This window comes from Paenibacillus sp. MAHUQ-63, from assembly GCF_028765165.1.
In the GTDB taxonomy this organism is placed as follows: domain Bacteria; phylum Bacillota; class Bacilli; order Paenibacillales; family NBRC-103111; genus Paenibacillus_E.
In genome coordinates this window covers 198,850-219,290 of record NZ_JARADB010000004.1, presented here as the reverse complement: position 1 = coordinate 219,290, position 20,441 = coordinate 198,850, and the positions used below count along the sequence as shown (strand labels likewise).

Genomic DNA, 20,441 nt, shown 5'->3' with positions numbered 1-20,441 from the left:
ACCGGGTTGTTCAACCCTGCTAGCGGTGCTTTGGGAGACTGGCTTATCGAAACATGGACCATAGTTTGATCAAATGAAAGGTATTGGAAGGATCGATTTTTTGGGATAGAATGAATTCCAAAATTTGATTCGTTTGACTTCCGGTCAGCTTCTCGCCGAAAATTCCGGCGGCCAGCCCGATAAGGCGCGTTACTTTGGCGCGATTTTGCAAATCAGCCTTCGTCACGCCCTGCAGCAGCATTTTGATGCGCTCCTTGACCTGCGGATTTTTCAATTTGAACTTAACTCGCTCAACGAGCGCAGGATCGATGCCATAGTACTGATAGTGCTGATAGCTCATGTTCGTACCTCCGATATCCCGTCATGCTTCTATCCTATGAGGGAACGAACACAATCTTGACTACATATAAATGGCGATGAGAATGACGCAAATGCAATTCAGCGCGACAAGCAGCGGCATGCCGATCACAAAGGACGTGTGCTTCGTCTTATGCCGCCATACCCGCATGCCGAGCCATCCGCCGATTCCGCCGCCCAGTGCGGCAAACAGAAACAAACGCTTCTCAGGCACTCTGCGGCCGCCTTTCTTGGCTTGCCCCTTGTCGTGCCCCATTTCGATGAAGGTGACGATGTTCATCAGCAATAAATAAATTAAAAAATATGTCAAATGAGACCACCTCGTTTCCAAGGATACACGCTGCTAATCCAACACTTCGCTATCAAAAATATGGGCGCTCTGCAAAAAGGTCCGCAGCGGCATGAAAGAAGCGCCGGTCCAGAACGAAGAGTCGCCCACGAGCTCGGCGGCATCGTCGCGGGCCTCCTCCATGACCTCGAAGTCCGCCATCATATCGGCGATGCGAAACTCCGGGAGCCCGCTCTGCTTCGTGCCGAAGAAGTCCCCCGGCCCGCGCAGCTCCAGATCGCGCCGGGCGATCTCGAAGCCGTCGACCGTGTCGGTCATCGCCTTCATGCGCTCCTTGCCGACCTCGGTCTTCGGGTCGGCGATCAGCACGCAGAAGGACTGATGCTCGCCGCGCCCGACGCGTCCGCGCAGCTGGTGCAGCTGCGACAGCCCGAAGCGGTCGGCGTCGTAGATGACCATCAGCGTGGCGTTCGGCACGTCCACGCCAACCTCGATGACCGTGGTCGATACGAGCGTATCCACGTTCCCTTCTTTGAAGGCGAGCATGACCGCTTCCTTCTCCTGCGCGCTCATCCTTCCGTGCAGCAGGCCGATCCGCATCTGCGGAAAATGCTGCTGCAGCTGAATGTGGACGTCGATGGCATTCTGCACGTCCAGCTTGTCCGACTCTTCGATGAGCGGACAGATGACGTACGCCTGCCGCCCTGCGGCAACCTCCCGCTGGATGAAGCCGAGCACACGCTCCAGCATGGCGTGCTGGACGGCGTACGTCTTGATCGGCTTCCGGCCTTTGGGCAGCTCGCGCAGCGTTGAAACATCCATGTCGCCGAAGGCTGTAATCGCCAGCGTTCGCGGGATCGGCGTCGCCGTCATCGTCAGCACATCGGGGTTCATGCCCTTGCGCCGCAATATGCTGCGCTGGTTCACCCCGAAGCGGTGCTGCTCATCCGTCACGACGAGCCCCAGCTGGCGGAAGAAGACGTCCTCCTGGATGAGGGCATGCGTGCCGACAAGCACGTCAATCAGCCCCATCTGCAAGGACGCGAGCAGGTCCCGCCGCTGGCGGTCCGTCGAGCTGCCGGTCAGCAGCGCAACCTGCAGCCCGTAGGGCTCAAAGAGCTTGTCGAGCGAGCGCTTGTGCTGCTCGGCCAAGATTTCCGTCGGCACCATCAGCGCGCCTTGGTAGCCGGCCTTGACCGTCGCATACAGGCCGATGGCCGCGACGACGGTCTTCCCTGCACCGACGTCTCCCTGCAGCAGCCGGTTCATGCTGTACGGCTCCTGCATATCGTGCAGGATCTCGCCTACGACCTTCTTCTGCGACTCCGTCAGCTGGAAGGGCAGAGCGCGCACGAAGGCGCGTACAGCAGGCAGGTCCACCTGCTGTTTCACCCCGTCCGCGCGGCTGCGCGTCACGGCGCGGTAAGCCTGCAGCTTGAGCTGGAACAAGAACAGCTCCTCGTAAACCATGCGCCTGCGCGCCTGCTTGCCTTCCTCCACGCCGCTCGGCGTGTGGATAATGGCTAGCGCCTTGCTGCGCGGCATAAACCCGTACTTGCCGGTCAGCGAAGCCGGCAGCACTTCACTGATCATGGCGCCGTACTGCGTCAGCGCCTGCTGGATAACCTTACGCATCCACTTCTGCGTAAGGGTGCCTGCAACCGAATAAACCGGCTGGATGGTGCCGGTATTGGAATCCCCTTGTCCGGGGAACTCCGAGTCGGACACGCTCATTTGCCTCCGCTTGGCGTCCCATTTGCCGGTCAATATGATCTCCTGCTGCGGCCGCAAGCGGTCCTTCAAAAAGTGGCGGTTAAACCACACCGCCGTCAGCAGAAAATCGTCGACCATCACCTTGCAGGATAGCCGCGATTTGCCGCTGTAGCGCTGCAGCACCGGCTCCCCGATGATGAAGCCCTTCACCGTAACGCGGTCGCCGTCCTTCACGCTGGCGATATCGCGAACGGTATAATCCTCATACCGGAACGGCACATATTCCAGCAAATCCATAACCGTAAAAATGCCCATGGCGTTAAGCTCAAGTGCCTTCTGAGCGCCAACTCCATGGACTTCGCGTACTAAAACTTGATTCAGATCCATCGCTTATACCGTACTGACGAACGCTGCGATGGTGCCAGGTCCGGCGTGTGCGCCGATAACGGGCCCCAGTATAATATAGTCCACCTGCTGCACATTAAATTGCTGCATAATGGCTTCTCGCAGCAGCTCCGCGCCTTCCAAATTGTTTGCATGTGCAATGTGTAGCTGCCGGATGGTCCGATCCGGCACATCCGCCGCCAGCAGCTCCAGAATGCGGGCGATCGCTTTCTTCTGCCCTCGAACCTTATCGACGGCGGCTACCTCCCCTTCTCCATCGATCGAGAGAATAGGCTTGATATTCAGCAGCGATCCGAAGAGTGCCGACGCTTTGCCGATTCTTCCGCCTTTTTGCAGAAATTCGAGTGTATCCACAAGGAAGTATATGTAAAAGTTCTCTCTCATCGTTCGTACGAGCTCGATGATCTCAGCTGCGCTGTGGCCGGCTTTGGCCGCTTTCGCAGCCGCAGCAACCAGCGCACCGATGCCGTAGGACGCCGATCGGGAGTCGTACACATGCACCTTGCCCGCATGCTCCTCCAGCATCGTGGAGGCCAGCAGGGCCGACTGATACGTTCCGCTGAGAGCGGAGGATAAATGAATCGAAATGATTTCGGTATCGGGCTCTTCGAGCAAGCCTTGATACAATTCCAGAAACTCAGCAGGAGACGGCTGCGAGGTTCGGGGGAAGTGCGGCGACGAGGTCAGCTTCCCATAGAAATCTTCGGACCGCATCGTCACCGCATCTAGAAATTGCTCATCGCCAAAATGAATCTTGAGCGGCACCATCTCAATATTCAATTCTTGGCGAAGTGCCGCCGGTATGTCGGCCGTGCTGTCCGTTACAATACGAATGTTTGTCAACAGGGCTCACTCCAATTCCCGTTTAGAATTCACTGCGGGATGATTTATTCGACGGAGAACAGGTACGCATATAATGGCTGTCCGCCCGGATGAAGCTCTACTTCAATCTGGGGATAGATCGCCTGGATGAATGCCTCCAGCTCCTCCGTTTCTTCCTCTTTGGCATCCTCGCCGGTCAGGATCGTGACGATTTCGCTGCTTTCGTCGATCATTTCTTCGAGCAGCTTCTTGCACGCATCCATCAGACTCGGCTGGGAAGACACGATCCGGCCATCCTGGATACCGATAAAATGCCCCTGCTTGATGTCGATGCCGTCCATGCTCGTATCCCGCACAGCGTAAGTCACTTGGCCGGATTTCACACGGCGGAGGGATTCGTTCATCGCTTCCGTGTTCGTCTTGGCATCCGCTTTCTCCTGGAAGGCCAGAATGGCGGCAAGCCCTTGCGGAATCGATTTCGACGGAATGACAATCAAGGTCTTGTCGACCAGATCAGCGGCCTGCTGCGCGGCCAAAATGATGTTAGAGTTATTCGGCAGCACATAGATCGTCTCAGCCTCGATACGATTCACCGCATTCACGATATCTTCCGTGCTCGGATTCATCGTCTGTCCGCCGGATAGGACGACATCAACGCCTACGCTCGACAAAATGTCTGTAATCCCGTCGCCCAGAGCGACCGCTACGAAGCCGTACGGCTTACTCGGAACCGGTGCAGCGGCAGCTGCATCGGGAGCAGCCGCTTCAAAACCTTCCACCGTCATATCTTCCAATATATGTGAATGCTGATCGCGCATATTTTCAATTTTGATCCGGCTCAGAGCGCCGTAATTCATCGCTTGGTTCATGACTTCCCCAGGGTATTCGGCATGAATATGCACTTTCACCAGTTCGTCATCGGCAACGACCAACAGGGAATCCCCCAACTTGCCGAGCTGCTCGCGGAACTTGCTCTCGTCGAACACCTGGCCCTTCACCTTGCCAGGCTGAATGGTCAGCATAAATTCCGTGCAATAGCCGAATTCGATATCTTCCGTCGCGATATGCGCCTGTGCCGGGAGATGGGCGTGCACTTCTTTGGCCAGATTCATGCCCGGAACGACGGAGACCGTATCCAGTCTTGTATCCATCGTGGCATAGTCGTCTTCCACTTGCACCAGACCTCCGCTTAGCGCCGCCACAAAGCCTTCGTACACACAGACAAGCCCTTGTCCGCCCGCATCGACCACGCCTACCTGCTTCAGCACAGCAAGCTGCTCAGGCGTTCTGGCGAGCGCTTCCTTCGCTTTACCCAGAACCTCCTGCATAAGATCAAGCAGGTCGCCTCCGCGTCTGTACTGCACCGCGTGTTTGGCCGCTTCTTTCGATACCGTCAGGATCGTGCCTTCGACCGGTTTCACGACAGCTTTGTACGCTGTCTCTACCCCTTGCTGCAGCGCAGCCGCGAATTGCTGCGCATTCACCTGCTCGAAATCGTGCACATGCTTCGCGAAACCGCGGAACAGCTGGGACAGAATAACCCCAGAGTTGCCCCTGGCGCCCATCAGTAGCCCTTTGGACAATGCATCAGCTGCTTTCCCAATATGAGAGGATGGCTTCTTTTTCAGTTCCTCACAACCTGCGGTGAGTGTTAAATTCATGTTGGTGCCAGTATCTCCGTCGGGTACAGGGAAAACGTTCAATCCATTAACCTTGTCTACATTTCTGCGAAGGTTATCCGCACCCGCCAAGACCATGGCAGTGAAGTCATTTCCATTTATTGAAATAAAGCGCTTACTCAAAGTGATTCCCCTTCCTGGATATCAGGCTCTTATTTGGCTACTCGAACGCCTTGAACAAAGATGTTCACATCGTCGACTTGAAGTCCTACGACTTCGTTTAACACATATTTGACTTTCGTTTGGACATTACCTGCAACCACGGATATTTTGGTTCCATAGCTGACAATAATATAAAGATCAATTTCGAGACGTCCGTTCTCGCGACGAACCTCGACACCGCGGCTCAAATTGTCCCGGCCCAACAGCTCGGCTATTCCGTCTTTCAATTGTTTTCTCGTTGCCATGCCAACAAGTCCATAACAATCTAATGCAGCGGATCCCGCCAGTGTTGAAATCACTTCATTCGTAATATACACTTTTCCATACTCGGTTGTGAGTTCAATTGGCATCATCTAACAACTCCTTCAAGTCGACTTCAGTCGTCACTTACTATGTATTTGGAATGTGGGCTAATCTTCATTGTACTATAACATAATAAATAAATAAACGGCAAAAAAGAAGGTAATTCGTTGACTCTGCTGCTTACGCTATGCTATTATATCTAAGTGTGTTTTTGCTGGTTAATACAAGAAACGCAAGAAGCAAAGTCTATATTATGTCAAGCTTAGGCTTGCCACCCAGGCTGCTTTGTATACTGCCGAAGGAGGTGTCAAACATGTCCCGCAAATGTTTCGTTACAGGTAAAAGTCCTAAATCAGGAAATCACGTGTCCCACGCTAACAATAAAAACAAGCGTACTTGGGGAGTTAACGTTCAAAAGGTTCGCATCCTCGTTGATGGCAAACCAAAACGGGTTTACGTAAGTGCTCGTGCGTTGAAATCCGGTAAAGTGGCTCGCGTTTAATTTCGGATACTTATTCTTTTCTATGTACACAGACAAAAAGCACCTTACCGGTGCTTTTTTTGCATTTCTGGGATATGGACTTCGTATGTTTGCTTTACTAGTTTTTACTGAACGTATTCAGTACAGCCTTCACGAATCCACCCAAAAATTTCGGTAGCTTGATTGTGTAGAACTTCATTCTCTACCCCTCCTTAGAGTTTGGTCAGTAGACGGACGTATCCCCGAAGACTGACTTCGACTTCGTGAGCACTAACATCATTACAACAGTATATGCCCCGCCCGTGAAAAAGTGCCTTCTATTTTACTTTCTCATCGATTGCTTCCAGAAAGCAAAAAAAGCTACAAGAGCGCAATGCTCTTGTAACTATATGTATGCACCTAGGGTGCGGTTATACCCATCTGTGTGTAGAGGGCGTAAATTAAGCTGAAAATGAAATATAAGACCACCGCAATCGCAATGAACCAAATGCGGAACCCGATTCCCTCAAACCTGCGGAAGAAACGCATCCCCAAGTACAGCGCCCCGAGTGAGAAAATATACTTCGTGAAATCATGAATATTGGAGAAAAACGTCAGCAGCAGGGCACACACGATACTGTACGTGAACAGCCAGAGAATTCTCATGTCCCGCTCCCCTTATCCGCGAATGCGGCGGATGGCGTCAGCGCGGTCGGCTTGCCCGAATACGGCATTGCCTGCAACCAGCACGTCGGCGCCGGCTTCCATCACTTGACGAGCCGTCACTTCGTTAATGCCGCCGTCCACTTCGATATGCAGCCCGGTTAATCCCTTCGCGTTCGCCTGCTCGCGCAAGGCGCGAATCTTGCTCAGCATGCCGGGAATGAAGGCTTGTCCCCCGAAGCCGGGATTGACGGTCATGATCAGTACCAAATCCAGATGCTCATCCAGCACATGCTCGATCAAAGAGATCGGAGTTGCCGGGTTAAGGACAACTCCTGCTTTGACGCCGCTCTGCTTGATGAGATCAAGAGTCCGATGCAGATGCGTGCAAGCCTCTACATGGACGGAGATCAGATCCGCCCCCGCTTTGGCGAATTCCGGGATATAGCGGTCAGGCTGTTCGATCATCAAATGAACGTCCAGCGGCAGTTTCGTCACCGGACGTATCGCTTCAACGACTAGCGGACCAATTGTGATATTCGGCACGAAATGGCCGTCCATGACATCGACATGGATCCAATCCGCTCCGCCCCGCTCGACATCTTTGATCTCTTCGCCGAGCTGTGCGAAGTTGGCTGATAAAATAGAAGGTGCTACGTATACCATTCGTTCCTAATACCTCCTCTTCCGATCCTTGATTTCCCCCAAAAATAACAAATAGTGATCATAACGCGACGCGGCGATGGTGCCTTCGGCAACCGCATCGCGCACCTTGCAATTCGGCTCATGCAGATGCAGACAGCCTCTGAACTTGCAGCCCTCGGCTACAGCGGCGAACTCCCTGAAGCAGGCGCTCAGCCCCTCCGCTTCAACTTCCATGAAGTCCAGCTGGCTGAAGCCCGGCGTATCGGCGACGAGACCGCCGTTATGGAGCGGCAGCAGCTCGACATGGCGCGTCGTATGCTTGCCGCGGCCCAGACGATGGGAAATCTCGTTCGTCTCCAGATTGCGGCCGCTGATCATTTCGTTGAGCAAGGAAGACTTGCCGACGCCGGACTGCCCGGCGAACACGCTGACCGTACCCTCAAGATGCTGCGCAATCACTTCCACGCCCTCCTGACGCCTAGAGCTCGTCTTCAGCACGGTATAGCCGATATTCTCGTACAGCGTCTGAATACGGTCCAGCTCCGAAACGGTCATCTCTTTGGCCCCCGGTGCATCACTGCTTTCCGTCAGCAGGTCGCTCTTGGTGAAGCACAGCAGCACGTCAATGCCTGTATGCTCGATATGAACAAGAAACTTATCCATGAGCTGCAAATTCAAGACGGGCTCTGTCACCGAGAATACGAGTACAACAACATTCACATTCGCAATAGGCGGACGAATCAGCTCCGAAGTACGGGGCATGATTTCGGTCACCGTCCCTTCGCCGTTCTCCGTCTCCTCATACATGACCCGGTCCCCGACGAGGGGAGTGATCTTCCTGTTCTTGAACACGCCCCTGCCGCGGCAAGTAACCATATTCGCCTCTTGAAGCTCCGCCCCTTCAGGCAGCACATAGTAATATCCGCTCAATGCTTTAACTATCGTTCCTTGCGGCATTAATTTGTGCCTCCACTTGGCGGCTTCGAGGCGGCCCCGCCGGCTTGCCCGTTGCCATTGCCTCCGACCGGAATCGCCGGTCCGGTGTTCTGTTGTTTAGGCGATGCAGAAGGCGATACGGAAGGACTTGGCGATACCTTCCCGTTCTTCTGATCCAAATAATCCTGATACGTGCGCGTAATGGAGTTAACCAAGTTATCCCCTTCTTTGATCAAGATAACTGCTTTCTTATCCGGAGAGACGATGACCTTCACATCCAGATTTTGCGGTTTCGTGACTTTCTCCGTTTTGTATTCGAAATTTTCGTACTGGGCATCGCTGACGATAATCTTGAACTCGGAATCCTTACCTTCTACCGTCGGCTTCACAGGAATGGTCACCGTCATTTGACCGGCATCTTCCGGCAAGCCGTCGCTGATGATCAAGGAAATCTCCGATCCGACGGATACATCGGTATTTTTGTCATAAGGAAACTGCTTGATGACCTTCCCTTTGGCCACCTTGTAGCTTCTCTCACGCGTAATCCCGTTCGCAGGAATCTTCAGATTCAGCTTCGTAATCTGCGTCTTCGCTTCCGCTTCCGTCAAGCCGACGAGATCCGGCATCTTGAACGTTTCTTTCGCCTTGCTCACGGTGAACGTAATCGCCGCCTTCTCGGCTTCGAATTCTTCGCCGACTAAAGGCGTCTGCTTCAGAATCGTATCCGGCGGATCATCCGTCGTCTCCTGCGTAATCGTAATCTGCGTTTCATTGATGCCGAGTGCCTGCAGCTTCAGCTTGGCGTCCTTCAGCTGTTGTCCGATATAGCTCTCCATCTTGATTTTGGGAGCGCCCTTGCTGACGTACAGCGTCACCTTCGTACCGACGTTCATTCGCATTCCGCTGGGATTCTGACGAATGACCTGATCCTTAGGCGCCTTGCTTTCGGCATCGATTTCTACCGTATAGCCCAGCTTGGCAGCCGTCAGCTTAGCCTGCGCATCCGTCAGCGTCATGTTCACGACATCGGGAACCTCCACCGTTTCGACGGCGAACATGCTTTTCACATAACCGACCAGGTACCACATGAAGCCCAGAACGATTAGCAAAATAACGATCCATACGACCGGCTTCACCCAGCCCTTCTTCTTGGGAGCAGGCTCCTCGCGCCACGCCGGCTTCTCGGGCTCATCCTCATCGTCGTCGAACTTCGCGCTCAATTGGTCCGCCCGAATGGCCGGCATCACCAAGGTGCGCTCTTCGTCCATCCCGTCGGCATCCCAGAAGGCTACCTTAGCCTCGTTCCTGCGGTCGGGATTCAGGCACGTATCGAGATCCGCCATCATTTGCTTCGCGGACTGGTAGCGTTCCTCGGGCTTTTTGCGCATTGCTTTCAGGATGATGTTCTCGACACTCTGCGGGATGAGCGGATTGACCTTGCGCGGCTCTTCCACGTCTTCCTGCAAATGCTTGAGCGCTACGGATATCGGGCTTTCGCCGAGGAAAGGCAAGCGGGCCGTCAGCATTTGGTACATGACGATGCCCAAGGAGTACAAGTCCGACTTCTCGCCCGTATTCGTTCCTTTGGCATGCTCCGGCGAGAAATAATGCACGGAACCGACAACGGAGCCCGTTTGCGTAATGGTCGAAGAGGTCGCGGCGCGGGCAATGCCGAAATCGGTCACTTTCACGCGCCCGTTTTTGCCGATCAGTATGTTGTGCGGCTTAATATCGCGGTGAATGATTTCATTGTGGTGCGCATGATCGAGCGCGTCCGCAATCTGACTGGCGTAATGAACCGCATCCTCCACCTGCAGAGGCGCCCTCTCCTTGATCAAATCATTCAACGTAGTGCCTTCTATGTATTCCATTACGATATAGTGCACGTCTTCTTCTTGTCCCACGTCATAAATACTGACGACATTAGGATGAGAAAGTGAAGCGGCTGATTGAGCTTCTCTGCGGAAACGACGAATGAACTCTTCGTCATGCACGTACTGCGAGCGCAGCACCTTCACAGCCACTTTACGATTCAATAAAAGATCATGCCCTTTATAAACTAAAGCCATGCCGCCTCCGCCTATGCGCTCCAAGATTTCATAGCGGCCTCCAAGCTTCCTACCGATCAATTCCCATCACCCCTTTTCTCGTCCGAATCCGAATCGTGCCCAAGTAAAACGACCGTAACGTTATCGTCTCCGCCCTTATCCAGCGCGCTTTGGATGAGCTTCTCCGCCGCGCTTTCCAGCTCATCATGCGATTTGATGATGCGAAGAATGTCGCCGGAGTCCACCAGTCCGCTTAAACCGTCGGTGCAAATAAGAATGGTGTCTCCGGGCCGCCAAGCATACTCATACAAGTCCACCTCGACGCCCGGTTCCGTTCCGAGTGCACGCGTAATCCAATTGCGCCGCGGGTGATGTTCGGCCTCTTCCAGCGTAATTTGCCCGGTCTTCACCAGCTCATAAACGAGCGAATGATCTTCCGTCAGCTGGGTGATCGACTCCCCGGCAATTTTATAAGCCCGGCTGTCGCCGATATGACCGATGATCAGAAGCTCTTGGGAGGCAATCACAGCAACAACGGTCGTTCCCATGCCGTGATAATTCTCCTTCTCGGAGGCAAACGCGTAAATTTGCTCGTTCGCCTTCTCGATCGCTTCCTTCAGCACCTGCTTGCAAGCCTCCACAGGCATTCCCCAATGGATGGATTGGAGCTCACTGCCGACGATATCGACAGCCATTTGGCTGGCAATATCGCCGGCTTGATGGCCTCCCATGCCGTCGGCCACAATAGCTAGAGAGAGGCCGTTCAGCTCGTGCCAAATGGCGGCGCGATCCTCGTTCACTTGGCGGACTTTACCGATATCGGTGCGGCTTACCATCTTCATCCTGATTCACCTCATGACTTGCTCTCCATATGCTTCGCGCGCAGTTGTCCGCAGGCGGCAGCAATGTCGCTGCCTTGTTCACGGCGTATGGTAGCATTGATTTTGGCCTTCTCAAGAATACGTTGGAAGGTGAAAATATCATCTCTTGGCGTACGTTTGAAATCCCGTTCGGCAACGAAATTCACAGGAATCAGGTTTACGTGGCTAAGAGGCATGTCTTTCAGCACTTTCGCCAACTCTTCCGCATGCTCGGCCTGATCGTTCACTTCCCCCATAAGGGCGTATTCGAACGTGATGCGTCTGCCGGTTTTGGCAATGTAATATTTGCAAGCTTCGATCAAATCGGCAAAAGGGAATCTGCGATTGACCGGCATCAGCTTCGAGCGCAGCGTATCGTTCGGCGCATGAATCGAAATAGCCAAATTCACCTGCAAATTCTCATCGGCAAACTTATAAATGTTCGGCACAATGCCGCTCGTCGATACGGTAATATGACGCTGGCCGATGTTAAGCCCCTTCGGATGAATCATGACGCGCAAGAAATTCATCGTCGCTTCATAATTCTCGAACGGCTCGCCGATGCCCATGATGACGATCGAAGAAATGCGCTCCTCCGTCTCATCCAGCAGCTTCTGGGCTTTGACGACCTGAGCGACAATTTCCCCGGGACGCAGATCCCGCTTCAACCCGCCGAGTGTGGAGGCGCAAAATGTGCAGCCCACACGGCAGCCGACCTGTGTTGTGACACAGATACTGTTGCCGTAGTTATGCTTCATGACAACCGTTTCGATCGCATTCTTGTCCTCGAGTTCGAACAGAAACTTGACCGTTCCGTCCTGCGACTGGTACTTGGCAATCTCGGACAGCGTGACGAACTCGAACTGGCTTTTGAGCTTGTCGCGAAGCGCCTTCGGCAGATTGGTCATCTCATCGAAGCTGAATACGCGCTTGATGTACAGCCAGTCAAAAATTTGGCCGGCCCGGAACGAGGACTCGCCGTTCTCTTTGACCCAAGTCTGCCACTCGTCCCAATTCAAATCATATACAAATGGTTTGTCTTTCAAGTAAGGCTTATTAGACACGTTTTATCACAACCTGTTGTTATTTAATCGATATTTTCAGCTAATCTTATCTATTTTAGCACAAAGCGGGGCCGAACACACATCCCCCTCGGTTAGAGCTTCGCCAAGAATACGCGCCGCTAACCGCGTTTGCGCAGCCGGGCGATGAAGAATCCGTCCGAGTGAAACTGCTGCGGCAGTATTTGCACCATGCCGGATAGCGCCGCAGCGGGATCCACGCTCGCGAAAGCATCCGCCGGCAGCGGCTCAAGCGCGAACTCGCTGTGCTCCGCGAGGAAGCGCTCGACCATGCCGGCGTTCTCGGCATGCTCAATCGTGCACGTGCTGTAAACCAGCACGCCCCCTGGCTTCAGCAGCCGGTGCACCCGGCTGAGAATCGCATACTGCAGCTCGCTGATCGCCTCGATCTCCGCTTCCTGCTTCGCCCACTTCAGATCGGGCTTGCGGCGAATAACCCCGAGGCCCGAGCACGGCGCATCCAGCAGAATGCGGTCGAACGACTCCGCCGCGAAGTGCTCGTCCAGCTTCGCAGCGTCCATCACCAGCGTCTGAATGGACGACAGTCCCAGCCGCTGCGCCTGATCTGCGATCAGCTGCTGCTTGTGCTCGTGCAGATCGCACGCCCAGATGCGGCCCGTATCGTCCATCTTCTCGGCGATGTGAGCCGTCTTGCCGCCGGGGGCGGCGCAGCAGTCCAGCACGCTCATGCCCGGACGCGGCTCCAAAGCTTCGGCGACGAGCATCGAGCTCTCGTCTTGAATCGAGAAGTCCCCCGCCATAAAGCCGGGGGACAACGCCATATTCCCGGCCCCCTGCACCACGATGCCGGCCGGGGCCAGCTTCGACGCTTCCGCGCTGAGACCGCTGCCCTGGAGCTGCTCCAGCAGCTCCAGACGGCTGCTCCGCCTCGCGTTCGCGCGAATGCTCACGTGCGGCGGCCTATTGTTCGCCGCACAGATCTGTTCCGTCAGCTCCGGGCCGAGCTGGCGGATCCACCTGCGCACGAGCCACTCCGGATGGGAGTGGCCCAGCGCGATGCGCTTCACGTCGCCGAGCGCAGCCGGAAGCTGCAGCTCCGCTTTGCTGCGTAGGATGGCGCGCAGCACGCCGTTAACCATGCCCGAGATCCCTTGATGGCCGCGGCGCTTCGCGATGTTCACCGCTTCGCTCACGACGGCGTGATCCGGGATACGGTCCAAATAATGCAGCTGGTAGAAGCTCAACCGCAGCAAGCATCGGACCCATGGCTCCAGCTTCGCAAGCCCCTTGCTGACGAAGCGCTCGAGAAAGAAATCGATCGTATTTAAGCGTCCGATCGTACCGTACACAAGCTCCGTAGCCAGGCCCGCATCGGCCCGTTCAAGCGCATGCTTCTGCAAGACCTGATTGAGCAGCAAATTGCTGTACGCTTGATTCTCTTCGACCCGAATCAGGACGTCCAGCGCCGCATCGCGGGCGGAAAGCTTAACGGCGCTGCTCTTCGCAGCGCCTCCGGATGGTTGGGATGAGGAGGGCTTACCGGCCCTCTGTACTTTAGCAGGTCCTTGCTTAGGACGTGTTGGTTTGTGCGTTGACAAATCGAATACCTCATTTATGTTAAGTAGTGGCTTCCTTCGCACTGCCGAATGCCGTGCCGGGCGCAATCTGCACCCCGCGAACAAACTCGGAGACAGGCATCGCTTTCTTGCCGGCAGGCTGAATTTCCGTCAGCCACAGCGTACCTTCACCAGTCATAACCTCAATACCTTGCTCGCTGCTGCCCAGCACCGTTCCCGGAGCGGGAGACCCGGCGAAGCTGCGGCTTCTCGGTTCGGCCGTATGCCGCGGATTGGCGCTGGCCCAAACCTTCATGACTTCGCCGTTCCACAGCGTATAAGCGCCAGGGAACGGATTCAAGCCGCGAACTTGGTTCCAAATCTCGACGGCCGAACGCGACCAATCGATCAGCTCGTCCTCCCGGCGAATATTCGGCGAATAGATCGCCTCGGCTTCATTTTGCGGAACCGCCTGAATACGCCCTGCCAGCAGATCCGGCAGCGTGCGCTTCAGCAGGTCGGCGCCCGCAATGCTCAGCTTCTCGAACAGCGTGCCTGTCGTATCGGTATCCTCAATCGGAAGCTCGACTTTGGAGATCATGTCGCCCGTATCCAAGCCTGTGGCCATGTACATAATGGTGACGCCCGTTACCGATTCACCGCGCAGCACGGCGTGATGAATCGGAGCGCCGCCGCGGTACTTGGGCAGCAGAGACGCATGGATGTTAATGCAGCCATGCGCCGGCAAATCCAGCACAGCCTTCGGTAGAATCTGGCCGTAAGCGGCCGTCACGATCAAGTCCGGCTGCAGTCCGCGCAGCACCTCGACGGAATCCGCCTGACGCAGCTTCTCCGGCTGCAGCACCGGAATGCCGTGCTTCTCGGCTTCCACCTTCACCGGCGGAGGCGTCAGCACGCGCTTGCGGCCTTTCGGCCGGTCCGGCTGCGTGACGACGGTCGTCACGTTATAGCCCTCCTCCAGCAGCGCTCGTAAGGAAGGTACGGCAAAATCCGGTGTGCCCATGAAAATGATGTTCACTCCGAATCTTCCTCTTCATCGCTAGTGTAGGTTTTGGTAGCCAAATCCGTAAACAGAATCCCGTTCAAATGGTCGATTTCATGGAAAATGCAGCGAGCCAGCAGCTCGGTGCCCGTCACCTCGATCGGATTGCCGTTACGGTCCTGCCCTTTGGCGGTCACATGCATCGGACGCGTCACATCGCCGCGAAGCCCCGGAATGCTCAGACAGCCTTCCGGTCCTGTTTGTTCGCCGCTCGAAGTGACGATTTCCGGATTGACCATTTCGATCAGACCGCCGTGTTCTTCGCCGCAGTCCATCACGATGACCCGCTTCAAAATACCGATTTGCGGAGCAGCCAGGCCAACGCCCTCAGCCTCATACATCGTGTCTGCCATATCGTCAAGCAATTTATGCAGATTGGAATTGAATTTGGTAACTGTGATCGCTTTCTCGCGCAGCACAGGGTCTGGATCTTTCACAATAATACGAATAGCCATAACGTGCACCTACCTTTTGAAGTCTTCTCTATTTGGGTACTTACATCAAATATTGCGGATCAACATCGACGCTGATCTGCAGTTTCTCTTTCGCCGAGCGCTCTTCGAACCACGCTACCGTTCGCCGGACAATGTCTGCCGCCTGATCTTCCCCCCGATATTTTACCACGCATTGGAATCGATATCTATCTTTGATTCGGGAAATAGGCGATGCCACAGGGCCCAGCACGTCCATCTGGAAGTCGTTGTTCATGGAAACCGCGTCCGCGAACAGGTCCATTTCCTTCATAGCATATTCTTGTGCAATTTCTTTGAGCCTGGTGACGAAGGCTTCCGCGAAACGAACCAGAAGCGGCACCTGCTCATGGGAGAAAGTAACCAAAATGAGCCGTTGGTACGGCGGATAGCCCAAATTGGCCCGCACATCAAGCTCATGATTGGCGAAGGCGATGTAGTCGTGGTGGCTCGCATACTGCACGCTGTAATGCTCGGGCGTATACGTCTGGACATACACTTCCCCCTGCTTCTCGTGCCGTCCGGCCCTTCCGGCCACTTGGGTCAGCAGCTGAAACGTCCGTTCCGCCGAGCGGAAATCCGGGATATTCAGCACCGTATCCGCTGCGATCACCCCGACCAATGTCACGTCGGGAAAATCAAGCCCTTTGGCCACCATTTGCGTGCCGAGCAGCACGTCCGCCTGCTTCTCGCGAAACATCGTCAGCCATTTCTCATGCGAGCCTTTCTCCGTCGTCGTATCCACATCCATCCGAATGACGCGGATGCCGGGGAAAATTTTGCCCAGCTCTTCCTCCACGCGCTGCGTGCCCGTTCCGAAATGACGAATATGCTTGGACTGGCAGCTGGGGCACTCGGTCACCTCGCGCTCCGCATAGCCGCAATAATGACAGCGCAGCATGCGCGAGCTTTGGTGATACGTGAGCGAGATGTCGCAATGCGGGCATGCCGCCACGTAGCCGCACGTACGGCACATGACGAACGTTGCGTACCCGCGTCGGTTCAGCAGCAAAACAATCTGTTCTTTCTTGTGTAACCGATCTTCAATCGCTTTATACAGCGCAGTGCTGAACATCGAGCGATTGCCGCTCTTCAGCTCCTCCCGCATGTCGACAATCGCAACCGGCGGCATCGGCCTGCTGGCCACGCGTTCCTTCATCGTAAGCAGTTTGTAAGGGGGGACAGGACGGTCGCGGCGTCTTCTCGTTCGTTCCAGACTCTCCAGCGACGGCGTTGCGGAACCGAGCACGACGACGGCCCCCTGCATGCTCGCACGCTTCACCGCTACGTCACGCGTATGATATTTGGGACTTTCTTCCTGTTTGTATGAGGATTCATGCTCTTCATCAATAATGATAAGTCCGATTTGTGTAAAAGGAGCAAAAATCGCCGAACGCGCGCCGATGACAACCTTCACTTGCTTGCGTGTAATTTTACGCCACTCGTCGTAACGCTCTCCGTTCGACAGCCGGCTGTGCAGAACGGCCACCTTATCGCCGAAACGCCCTTTGAACCGCTCCACCATTTGCGGCGTCAACGAAATCTCCGGAACGAGGACGATCGCTTCCTTCTCCATATCGAGACATTGTTGAATGGATTGCAAATAGACTTCGGTTTTCCCGCTCCCCGTCACACCGTGCAGCAGAAACACCTCGTGCCGGCTGTCTGCGACAGCACCCCGGATTTCCGCGAAAACCCCGCTCTGTTCCTCCGTCAGAGGCAGCGGCTGCGTCTTCACAAAAGCACGACCCGCATAGGGGTCGCGCATCACTTCGACTTCGCGCAGCTGGATCCACCCGCGGTCGGCCAAGCTTTTGACCGTCGAGGCACCGACTTCCACCGCTTCCATCAGCTCGGTCAGCCGGATGGCATGGGGATGCTCCAGCAAATACCGCAGCACTTCCTGCTGTTTATGAGCCCGCGCCGGCAGCTCGGACAACGCTTGCTCCAGCCCCTCGCCTCCCGGAGGAGGAAAGACCGTCAGCGCCTTCTTCGTGCTCATGCGGTCTTTGACGACTTGTACCTCCGTTAAAATGCCCGCGCTCAGCAGCTGCTTGATCAGCGCTCCATCGGCAGCGAAGCGCTCCATCAGGGCTTCCATGGGGACCGTCCCTTTGCTTCGGACAAAGGAGAGAATCGACTGGAGATCCGGCATATCCAGCAGCGACTGGTCCCCGGGTTCATCCGCAACCTCGATCGCCCGCTCGTACTTCGCTTTGAGCGCAGCCGGCAGCATCGCCTGAATCGCCGTGACTTCGTGACACAGGTACATGGCGCTTATCCATCTGCCCAGCTTCACAAGCTCCTCCGTCAGAGGCGGCACGAGATCCATGACATTCTGAATCGGCTTAACCCGTTTGGCATCGAGCTGCGTATTCTCATGCAATTCGACAACGAAGCCTTGCAGCACCCGCGGACCGAAAGGCACGCCGACACGGCTGCCAACCTCCACCCACTTCCTTAGAGCCGGAGGAACTTCATAGTCGAACGCCCGGTTCGTTTGTTTCGCAGGGACATCGACAATGACCTTGGCGTACATCAGGACTCCCTCGCTGCTGCCTGCATCCGGTCCGCCGCCAGCTCGAGCAGCCTGCGCGCCACATCTCTCTTGCTCTGAACAGGCAGCGCTTCTACCAAGCCATGGCGGTCAAAAATACGCACAGCGTTCGTATCGCCGCTAAAGCCCGCCCCTTCCTGGGACACGTCGTTGCCGACGATGAGATCGGCGTTTTTGCGGATCAGTTTCTCCAGCGCATACTCGTCCAGGCGCTCCGTTTCCGCAGCAAAGCCGATGACGAACTGATGTTTTTTGAGCGTGCCGAGTTCCTGTAAAATATCCGGATTTTTGATCAGCTCCAGCGTGAGCGAGTCGGACTTCTTCTTGATTTTCTGTTCAGACGGAGCGGCCGGACGGTAGTCGGCGACCGCTGCCGCTTTGATCACAAGCTCGCTTTGGTCGAAACGGGCCAGCACCGCCTCGCGCATATCCAGCGCGGACTGTACGGAAACGCGTTCTACGCCGCAAGGAACAGGCAGAGCGCTAGGTCCCGACACGAGCGTAACGGCGGCCCCCATACGGGCAGCCTCCTCGGCGATGGCATAGCCCATTTTGCCCGAAGAATCGTTCGTAATATAGCGGACCGGGTCGATGCGCTCGACAGTGCCTCCGGCGGTCACGAGCACCCGCTTGCCGGCGAGACGGCCTGGCTCTCCCTGGAAATGGCGCTCCACCGCAGCCAATATCTCCTCAGGCTCAGCCAGCCGGCCTTTCCCGACATAGCCGCAAGCCAATTGGCCTTCGCCAGGCTCAATGAAACGCACGCCTCGGTTAAGCAGCGTCTGCAAATTATGCTGCACGGCCGGATTCTCGTACATATGGACGTTCATCGCCGGGGCAACCCAGATCGGCGCCGTCGTTGCGAGCAGCGTCGTGCTGAGCATGTCGTCACCGAGTCCCAGCGCCAGCTTGCCGAGCGTGTTGGCCGTTGCCGGAGCGATCAGCACCAGGTCGGCGCTGTCCGCCAAGTTGATATGGGACACAACGGACGGATCTTTCTCATCGAACGTATCCACGAATACATGATGGCGCGACAGCGTTTGGAACGTTAACGGCGCTACGAATTGAACGGCGGAAGCCGTCATAATGACGCGCACGGTCGCGCCGGCCTGCGTCAGCTTGCTCGTCAGCGCAGCGGCCTTGTAAGCGGCGATCCCCCCGCATACGCCCAGTACAATCGTTTTACCCTTTAAAGCACTCATGAGCAATCCCCCTTTCCAGCACCTATGCCGAGAAAAAAATAACAACCACAAAGGGTTGTTGGGTAAGCATTTTATATCTCCGACTCTGTTTCTGTCTCTTTCTTTTTCTCAAGTTCGGCTGGCTCGATCTTCTCGTAGCCGATGTAGTGGCCATATAGCTCTTCCAGTGCCAAACCCACATGTTTATGAGCTTTCTGGCCTTTCAAATCCGACTTCGCGCCGTCGCGCAGCGATCTTGCTCTTTTGGAAGCAGCGACAACCAAAGAATACTTGCTGTCAACGATATCCAGAAGTTTATCGATTGAAGGATATAACATTTTATTTCACCTCATCTATCCATTGTACGATTTTGGGATACATGCGTTCTTTCTTGCAGTGCTCTGCCGTCAAAATCGCTTGAATCTTGGAGCATGCCGTTTCCACATGATCGTTCACAATAGCATAATCATAGTGTTCCATCAAGCGGATTTCGTCAATCGCCACCGACATGCGGCTGCGAATCACTTCATCCGTCTCCGTACCACGCGTGACAATCCGGTTCTCCAGCTCATCCAGCGAAGGCGGCAGCAAGAAAATAAACACACCTTCGGAAAACTTTTGTTTCACTTGCAAAGCACCCTGCACTTCAATCTCCAAGATCACGTCTTGGCCGGAGCGCAGCGTCTCCTCCACAAAACGTCTGGGCGTCCCGTAGAAATTCCCTACGTATTCCGCCCACTCCAGCACTTCATCCGTGTCAATCATCTGCTGGAATTGCTCGCGCGTTTTGAAGAAGTAGTTCACGCCCTCAACTTCCCCTTGACGAGGAGAGCGGGTTGTAGCCGAAACGGAATACACGATCTCCGGCGCGCACTTGCGCAGCGCAGCGCACACAGTCCCCTTGCCGACGCCGGAAGGACCGGATAAAACAATCAGAATACCTCTCTCGCGCTCAAGAGTGTTCGTATTACTCGTCATGATCATCGTCCTTGTTGGAAAGTCTATGTGCTACCGTCTCTGGCTGTACTGCCGATAAAATCACGTGATCGCTATCCGTAATAATAACGGCACGGGTTCTTCTGCCGTACGTAGCGTCAATCAGCATGTGACGGTCACGTGCCTCTTGAATGATCCTCTTGATCGGAGCCGACTCCGGACTCACAATCGAGATAATGCGGTTCGCCGATACGATGTTGCCGAACCCGATGTTAATTAATTTGATAGCCATT

At 55.2% G+C, this 20,441-nt stretch carries 22 protein-coding genes; 1 reads left to right on the top strand and 21 read right to left on the bottom strand.

What is annotated here, in order from left to right; genetic code table 11:
• Window positions 1-43 precede the first annotated feature (43 nt).
• From PUT07_RS24175 to PUT07_RS24150, 6 genes are read right to left on the bottom strand one after another with little or no spacing between them, the layout of a single operon-like run.
• The gene (locus PUT07_RS24175) at window positions 44-340 is read right to left on the bottom strand and encodes a stage VI sporulation protein F (RefSeq protein ID WP_274471207.1); all 297 of its coding nucleotides are present in this window, start codon (window positions 338-340) and stop codon (window positions 44-46) included.
• A gap of 60 nt (window positions 341-400) precedes the next feature.
• Entirely contained in the window at window positions 401-667 is a 267-nt protein-coding gene (locus PUT07_RS24170; protein ID WP_274471206.1) for a DUF1294 domain-containing protein, read from the bottom strand.
• A 33-nt stretch (window positions 668-700) separates the two neighbouring features.
• Window positions 701-2,746 (bottom strand): ATP-dependent DNA helicase RecG, encoded by a 2,046-nt coding sequence (gene recG, locus PUT07_RS24165; protein ID WP_274471204.1) that lies wholly within the window; start codon window positions 2,744-2,746, stop codon window positions 701-703.
• Between the two features lie 3 nt (window positions 2,747-2,749).
• Window positions 2,750-3,607, bottom strand: a complete 858-nt coding sequence (locus tag PUT07_RS24160; protein WP_274471202.1) for a DegV family protein — start codon at window positions 3,605-3,607, stop codon at window positions 2,750-2,752.
• 44 nt (window positions 3,608-3,651) lie between these two features.
• Window positions 3,652-5,388 carry a DAK2 domain-containing protein gene (locus PUT07_RS24155; protein ID WP_379240488.1) on the bottom strand — a complete coding sequence of 579 codons (1,737 nt, stop codon included), beginning with the start codon at window positions 5,386-5,388 and terminating at the stop codon, window positions 3,652-3,654.
• A gap of 29 nt (window positions 5,389-5,417) precedes the next feature.
• Window positions 5,418-5,777 carry an Asp23/Gls24 family envelope stress response protein gene (locus tag PUT07_RS24150; protein WP_274471662.1) on the bottom strand — a complete coding sequence of 120 codons (360 nt, stop codon included), beginning with the start codon at window positions 5,775-5,777 and terminating at the stop codon, window positions 5,418-5,420.
• A gap of 266 nt (window positions 5,778-6,043) precedes the next feature.
• Here PUT07_RS24150 and rpmB point away from each other — a divergent pair, with 266 nt between their 5' ends.
• Window positions 6,044-6,232: a 50S ribosomal protein L28 gene (gene rpmB, locus PUT07_RS24145; RefSeq protein ID WP_127452218.1), complete on the top strand. Its 189-nt coding sequence runs from the start codon at window positions 6,044-6,046 to the stop codon at window positions 6,230-6,232.
• Between the two features lie 97 nt (window positions 6,233-6,329).
• Here rpmB and spoVM read toward each other — a convergent pair whose 3' ends face one another.
• From spoVM to remA, 15 genes are all read right to left on the bottom strand, one after another.
• Window positions 6,330-6,410: a stage V sporulation protein SpoVM gene (gene spoVM / locus PUT07_RS24140; RefSeq protein WP_014652194.1), complete on the bottom strand. Its 81-nt coding sequence runs from the start codon at window positions 6,408-6,410 to the stop codon at window positions 6,330-6,332.
• 200 nt (window positions 6,411-6,610) lie between these two features.
• On the bottom strand, window positions 6,611-6,856 hold the full coding sequence (locus PUT07_RS24135) for a hypothetical protein (RefSeq protein ID WP_274471201.1): 246 nt from the start codon (window positions 6,854-6,856) through the stop codon (window positions 6,611-6,613).
• Window positions 6,857-6,868: 12 nt separating this feature from the next.
• On the bottom strand, window positions 6,869-7,519 hold the full coding sequence (gene rpe / locus PUT07_RS24130) for a ribulose-phosphate 3-epimerase (RefSeq protein ID WP_274471200.1): 651 nt from the start codon (window positions 7,517-7,519) through the stop codon (window positions 6,869-6,871).
• A gap of 6 nt (window positions 7,520-7,525) precedes the next feature.
• Complete coding sequence (gene rsgA, locus PUT07_RS24125) at window positions 7,526-8,455, bottom strand: ribosome small subunit-dependent GTPase A (protein ID WP_274471199.1); 930 nt, start codon at window positions 8,453-8,455, stop codon at window positions 7,526-7,528.
• On the bottom strand, window positions 8,455-10,563 hold the full coding sequence (gene pknB, locus PUT07_RS24120) for a Stk1 family PASTA domain-containing Ser/Thr kinase (RefSeq protein WP_274471197.1): 2,109 nt from the start codon (window positions 10,561-10,563) through the stop codon (window positions 8,455-8,457). Before pknB ends, rsgA begins: the two co-directional genes overlap by 1 nt.
• Entirely contained in the window at window positions 10,560-11,324 is a 765-nt protein-coding gene (locus PUT07_RS24115) for a Stp1/IreP family PP2C-type Ser/Thr phosphatase (RefSeq protein WP_274471195.1), read from the bottom strand. Before PUT07_RS24115 ends, pknB begins: the two co-directional genes overlap by 4 nt.
• 11 nt (window positions 11,325-11,335) lie before the next feature.
• The gene (rlmN, locus tag PUT07_RS24110; protein ID WP_274471194.1) at window positions 11,336-12,406 is read right to left on the bottom strand and encodes a 23S rRNA (adenine(2503)-C(2))-methyltransferase RlmN; all 1,071 of its coding nucleotides are present in this window, start codon (window positions 12,404-12,406) and stop codon (window positions 11,336-11,338) included.
• A 119-nt stretch (window positions 12,407-12,525) separates the two neighbouring features.
• Window positions 12,526-13,983 (bottom strand): 16S rRNA (cytosine(967)-C(5))-methyltransferase RsmB, encoded by a 1,458-nt coding sequence (rsmB, locus tag PUT07_RS24105; RefSeq protein ID WP_274471192.1) that lies wholly within the window; start codon window positions 13,981-13,983, stop codon window positions 12,526-12,528.
• Window positions 13,984-14,002: 19 nt separating this feature from the next.
• A complete protein-coding gene (fmt, locus tag PUT07_RS24100; RefSeq protein ID WP_274471190.1) occupies window positions 14,003-14,980 on the bottom strand; it encodes a methionyl-tRNA formyltransferase in 978 nt (325 codons plus the stop codon).
• The gene (def, locus tag PUT07_RS24095; RefSeq protein ID WP_274471189.1) at window positions 14,977-15,459 is read right to left on the bottom strand and encodes a peptide deformylase; all 483 of its coding nucleotides are present in this window, start codon (window positions 15,457-15,459) and stop codon (window positions 14,977-14,979) included. Before def ends, fmt begins: the two co-directional genes overlap by 4 nt.
• Before the next feature lie 40 nt (window positions 15,460-15,499).
• Window positions 15,500-18,013 (bottom strand): primosomal protein N', encoded by a 2,514-nt coding sequence (gene priA / locus PUT07_RS24090; RefSeq protein ID WP_274471188.1) that lies wholly within the window; start codon window positions 18,011-18,013, stop codon window positions 15,500-15,502.
• Window positions 18,013-19,233: a bifunctional phosphopantothenoylcysteine decarboxylase/phosphopantothenate--cysteine ligase CoaBC gene (gene coaBC / locus PUT07_RS24085; protein ID WP_274471183.1), complete on the bottom strand. Its 1,221-nt coding sequence runs from the start codon at window positions 19,231-19,233 to the stop codon at window positions 18,013-18,015. Before coaBC ends, priA begins: the two co-directional genes overlap by 1 nt.
• Window positions 19,234-19,304: 71 nt before the next feature.
• Window positions 19,305-19,550 carry a DNA-directed RNA polymerase subunit omega gene (gene rpoZ, locus PUT07_RS24080; protein WP_274471182.1) on the bottom strand — a complete coding sequence of 82 codons (246 nt, stop codon included), beginning with the start codon at window positions 19,548-19,550 and terminating at the stop codon, window positions 19,305-19,307.
• Window position 19,551: 1 nt separating this feature from the next.
• On the bottom strand, window positions 19,552-20,190 hold the full coding sequence (gene gmk, locus PUT07_RS24075) for a guanylate kinase (RefSeq protein ID WP_274471181.1): 639 nt from the start codon (window positions 20,188-20,190) through the stop codon (window positions 19,552-19,554).
• Window positions 20,180-20,440, bottom strand: a complete 261-nt coding sequence (remA, locus tag PUT07_RS24070) for an extracellular matrix/biofilm regulator RemA (protein WP_009672664.1) — start codon at window positions 20,438-20,440, stop codon at window positions 20,180-20,182. The genes gmk and remA overlap by 11 nt, the downstream gene beginning before the upstream one ends.
• Between the last annotated feature and the right edge of the window lies 1 nt (window position 20,441).

Bases quoted from the DNA above. Each gene is read 5' to 3' on its own strand.
- def (WP_274471189.1), bottom strand. From the start codon at position 15,459: ATGGCTATTCGTATTATTGTGAAAGATCCAGACCCTGTGCTGCGCGAG.
- gmk (WP_274471181.1), bottom strand. From the start codon at position 20,190: ATGACGAGTAATACGAACACTCTTGAGCGCGAGAGAGGTATTCTGATT.
- recG (WP_274471204.1), bottom strand. From the start codon at position 2,746: ATGGATCTGAATCAAGTTTTAGTACGCGAAGTCCATGGAGTTGGCGCT.
- PUT07_RS24150 (WP_274471662.1), bottom strand. From the start codon at position 5,777: ATGCCAATTGAACTCACAACCGAGTATGGAAAAGTGTATATTACGAAT.
- priA (WP_274471188.1), bottom strand. From the start codon at position 18,013: ATGTACGCCAAGGTCATTGTCGATGTCCCTGCGAAACAAACGAACCGG.
- PUT07_RS24175 (WP_274471207.1), bottom strand. From the start codon at position 340: ATGAGCTATCAGCACTATCAGTACTATGGCATCGATCCTGCGCTCGTT.
- coaBC (WP_274471183.1), bottom strand. From the start codon at position 19,233: ATGAGTGCTTTAAAGGGTAAAACGATTGTACTGGGCGTATGCGGGGGG.
- rpe (WP_274471200.1), bottom strand. From the start codon at position 7,519: ATGGTATACGTAGCACCTTCTATTTTATCAGCCAACTTCGCACAGCTC.
- PUT07_RS24115 (WP_274471195.1), bottom strand. From the start codon at position 11,324: ATGAAGATGGTAAGCCGCACCGATATCGGTAAAGTCCGCCAAGTGAAC.
- rpoZ (WP_274471182.1), bottom strand. From the start codon at position 19,550: ATGTTATATCCTTCAATCGATAAACTTCTGGATATCGTTGACAGCAAG.
- spoVM (WP_014652194.1), bottom strand. From the start codon at position 6,410: ATGAAGTTCTACACAATCAAGCTACCGAAATTTTTGGGTGGATTCGTG.
- rpmB (WP_127452218.1), top strand. From the start codon at position 6,044: ATGTCCCGCAAATGTTTCGTTACAGGTAAAAGTCCTAAATCAGGAAAT.
- rsgA (WP_274471199.1), bottom strand. From the start codon at position 8,455: ATGCCGCAAGGAACGATAGTTAAAGCATTGAGCGGATATTACTATGTG.
- PUT07_RS24135 (WP_274471201.1), bottom strand. From the start codon at position 6,856: ATGAGAATTCTCTGGCTGTTCACGTACAGTATCGTGTGTGCCCTGCTG.
- remA (WP_009672664.1), bottom strand. From the start codon at position 20,440: ATGGCTATCAAATTAATTAACATCGGGTTCGGCAACATCGTATCGGCG.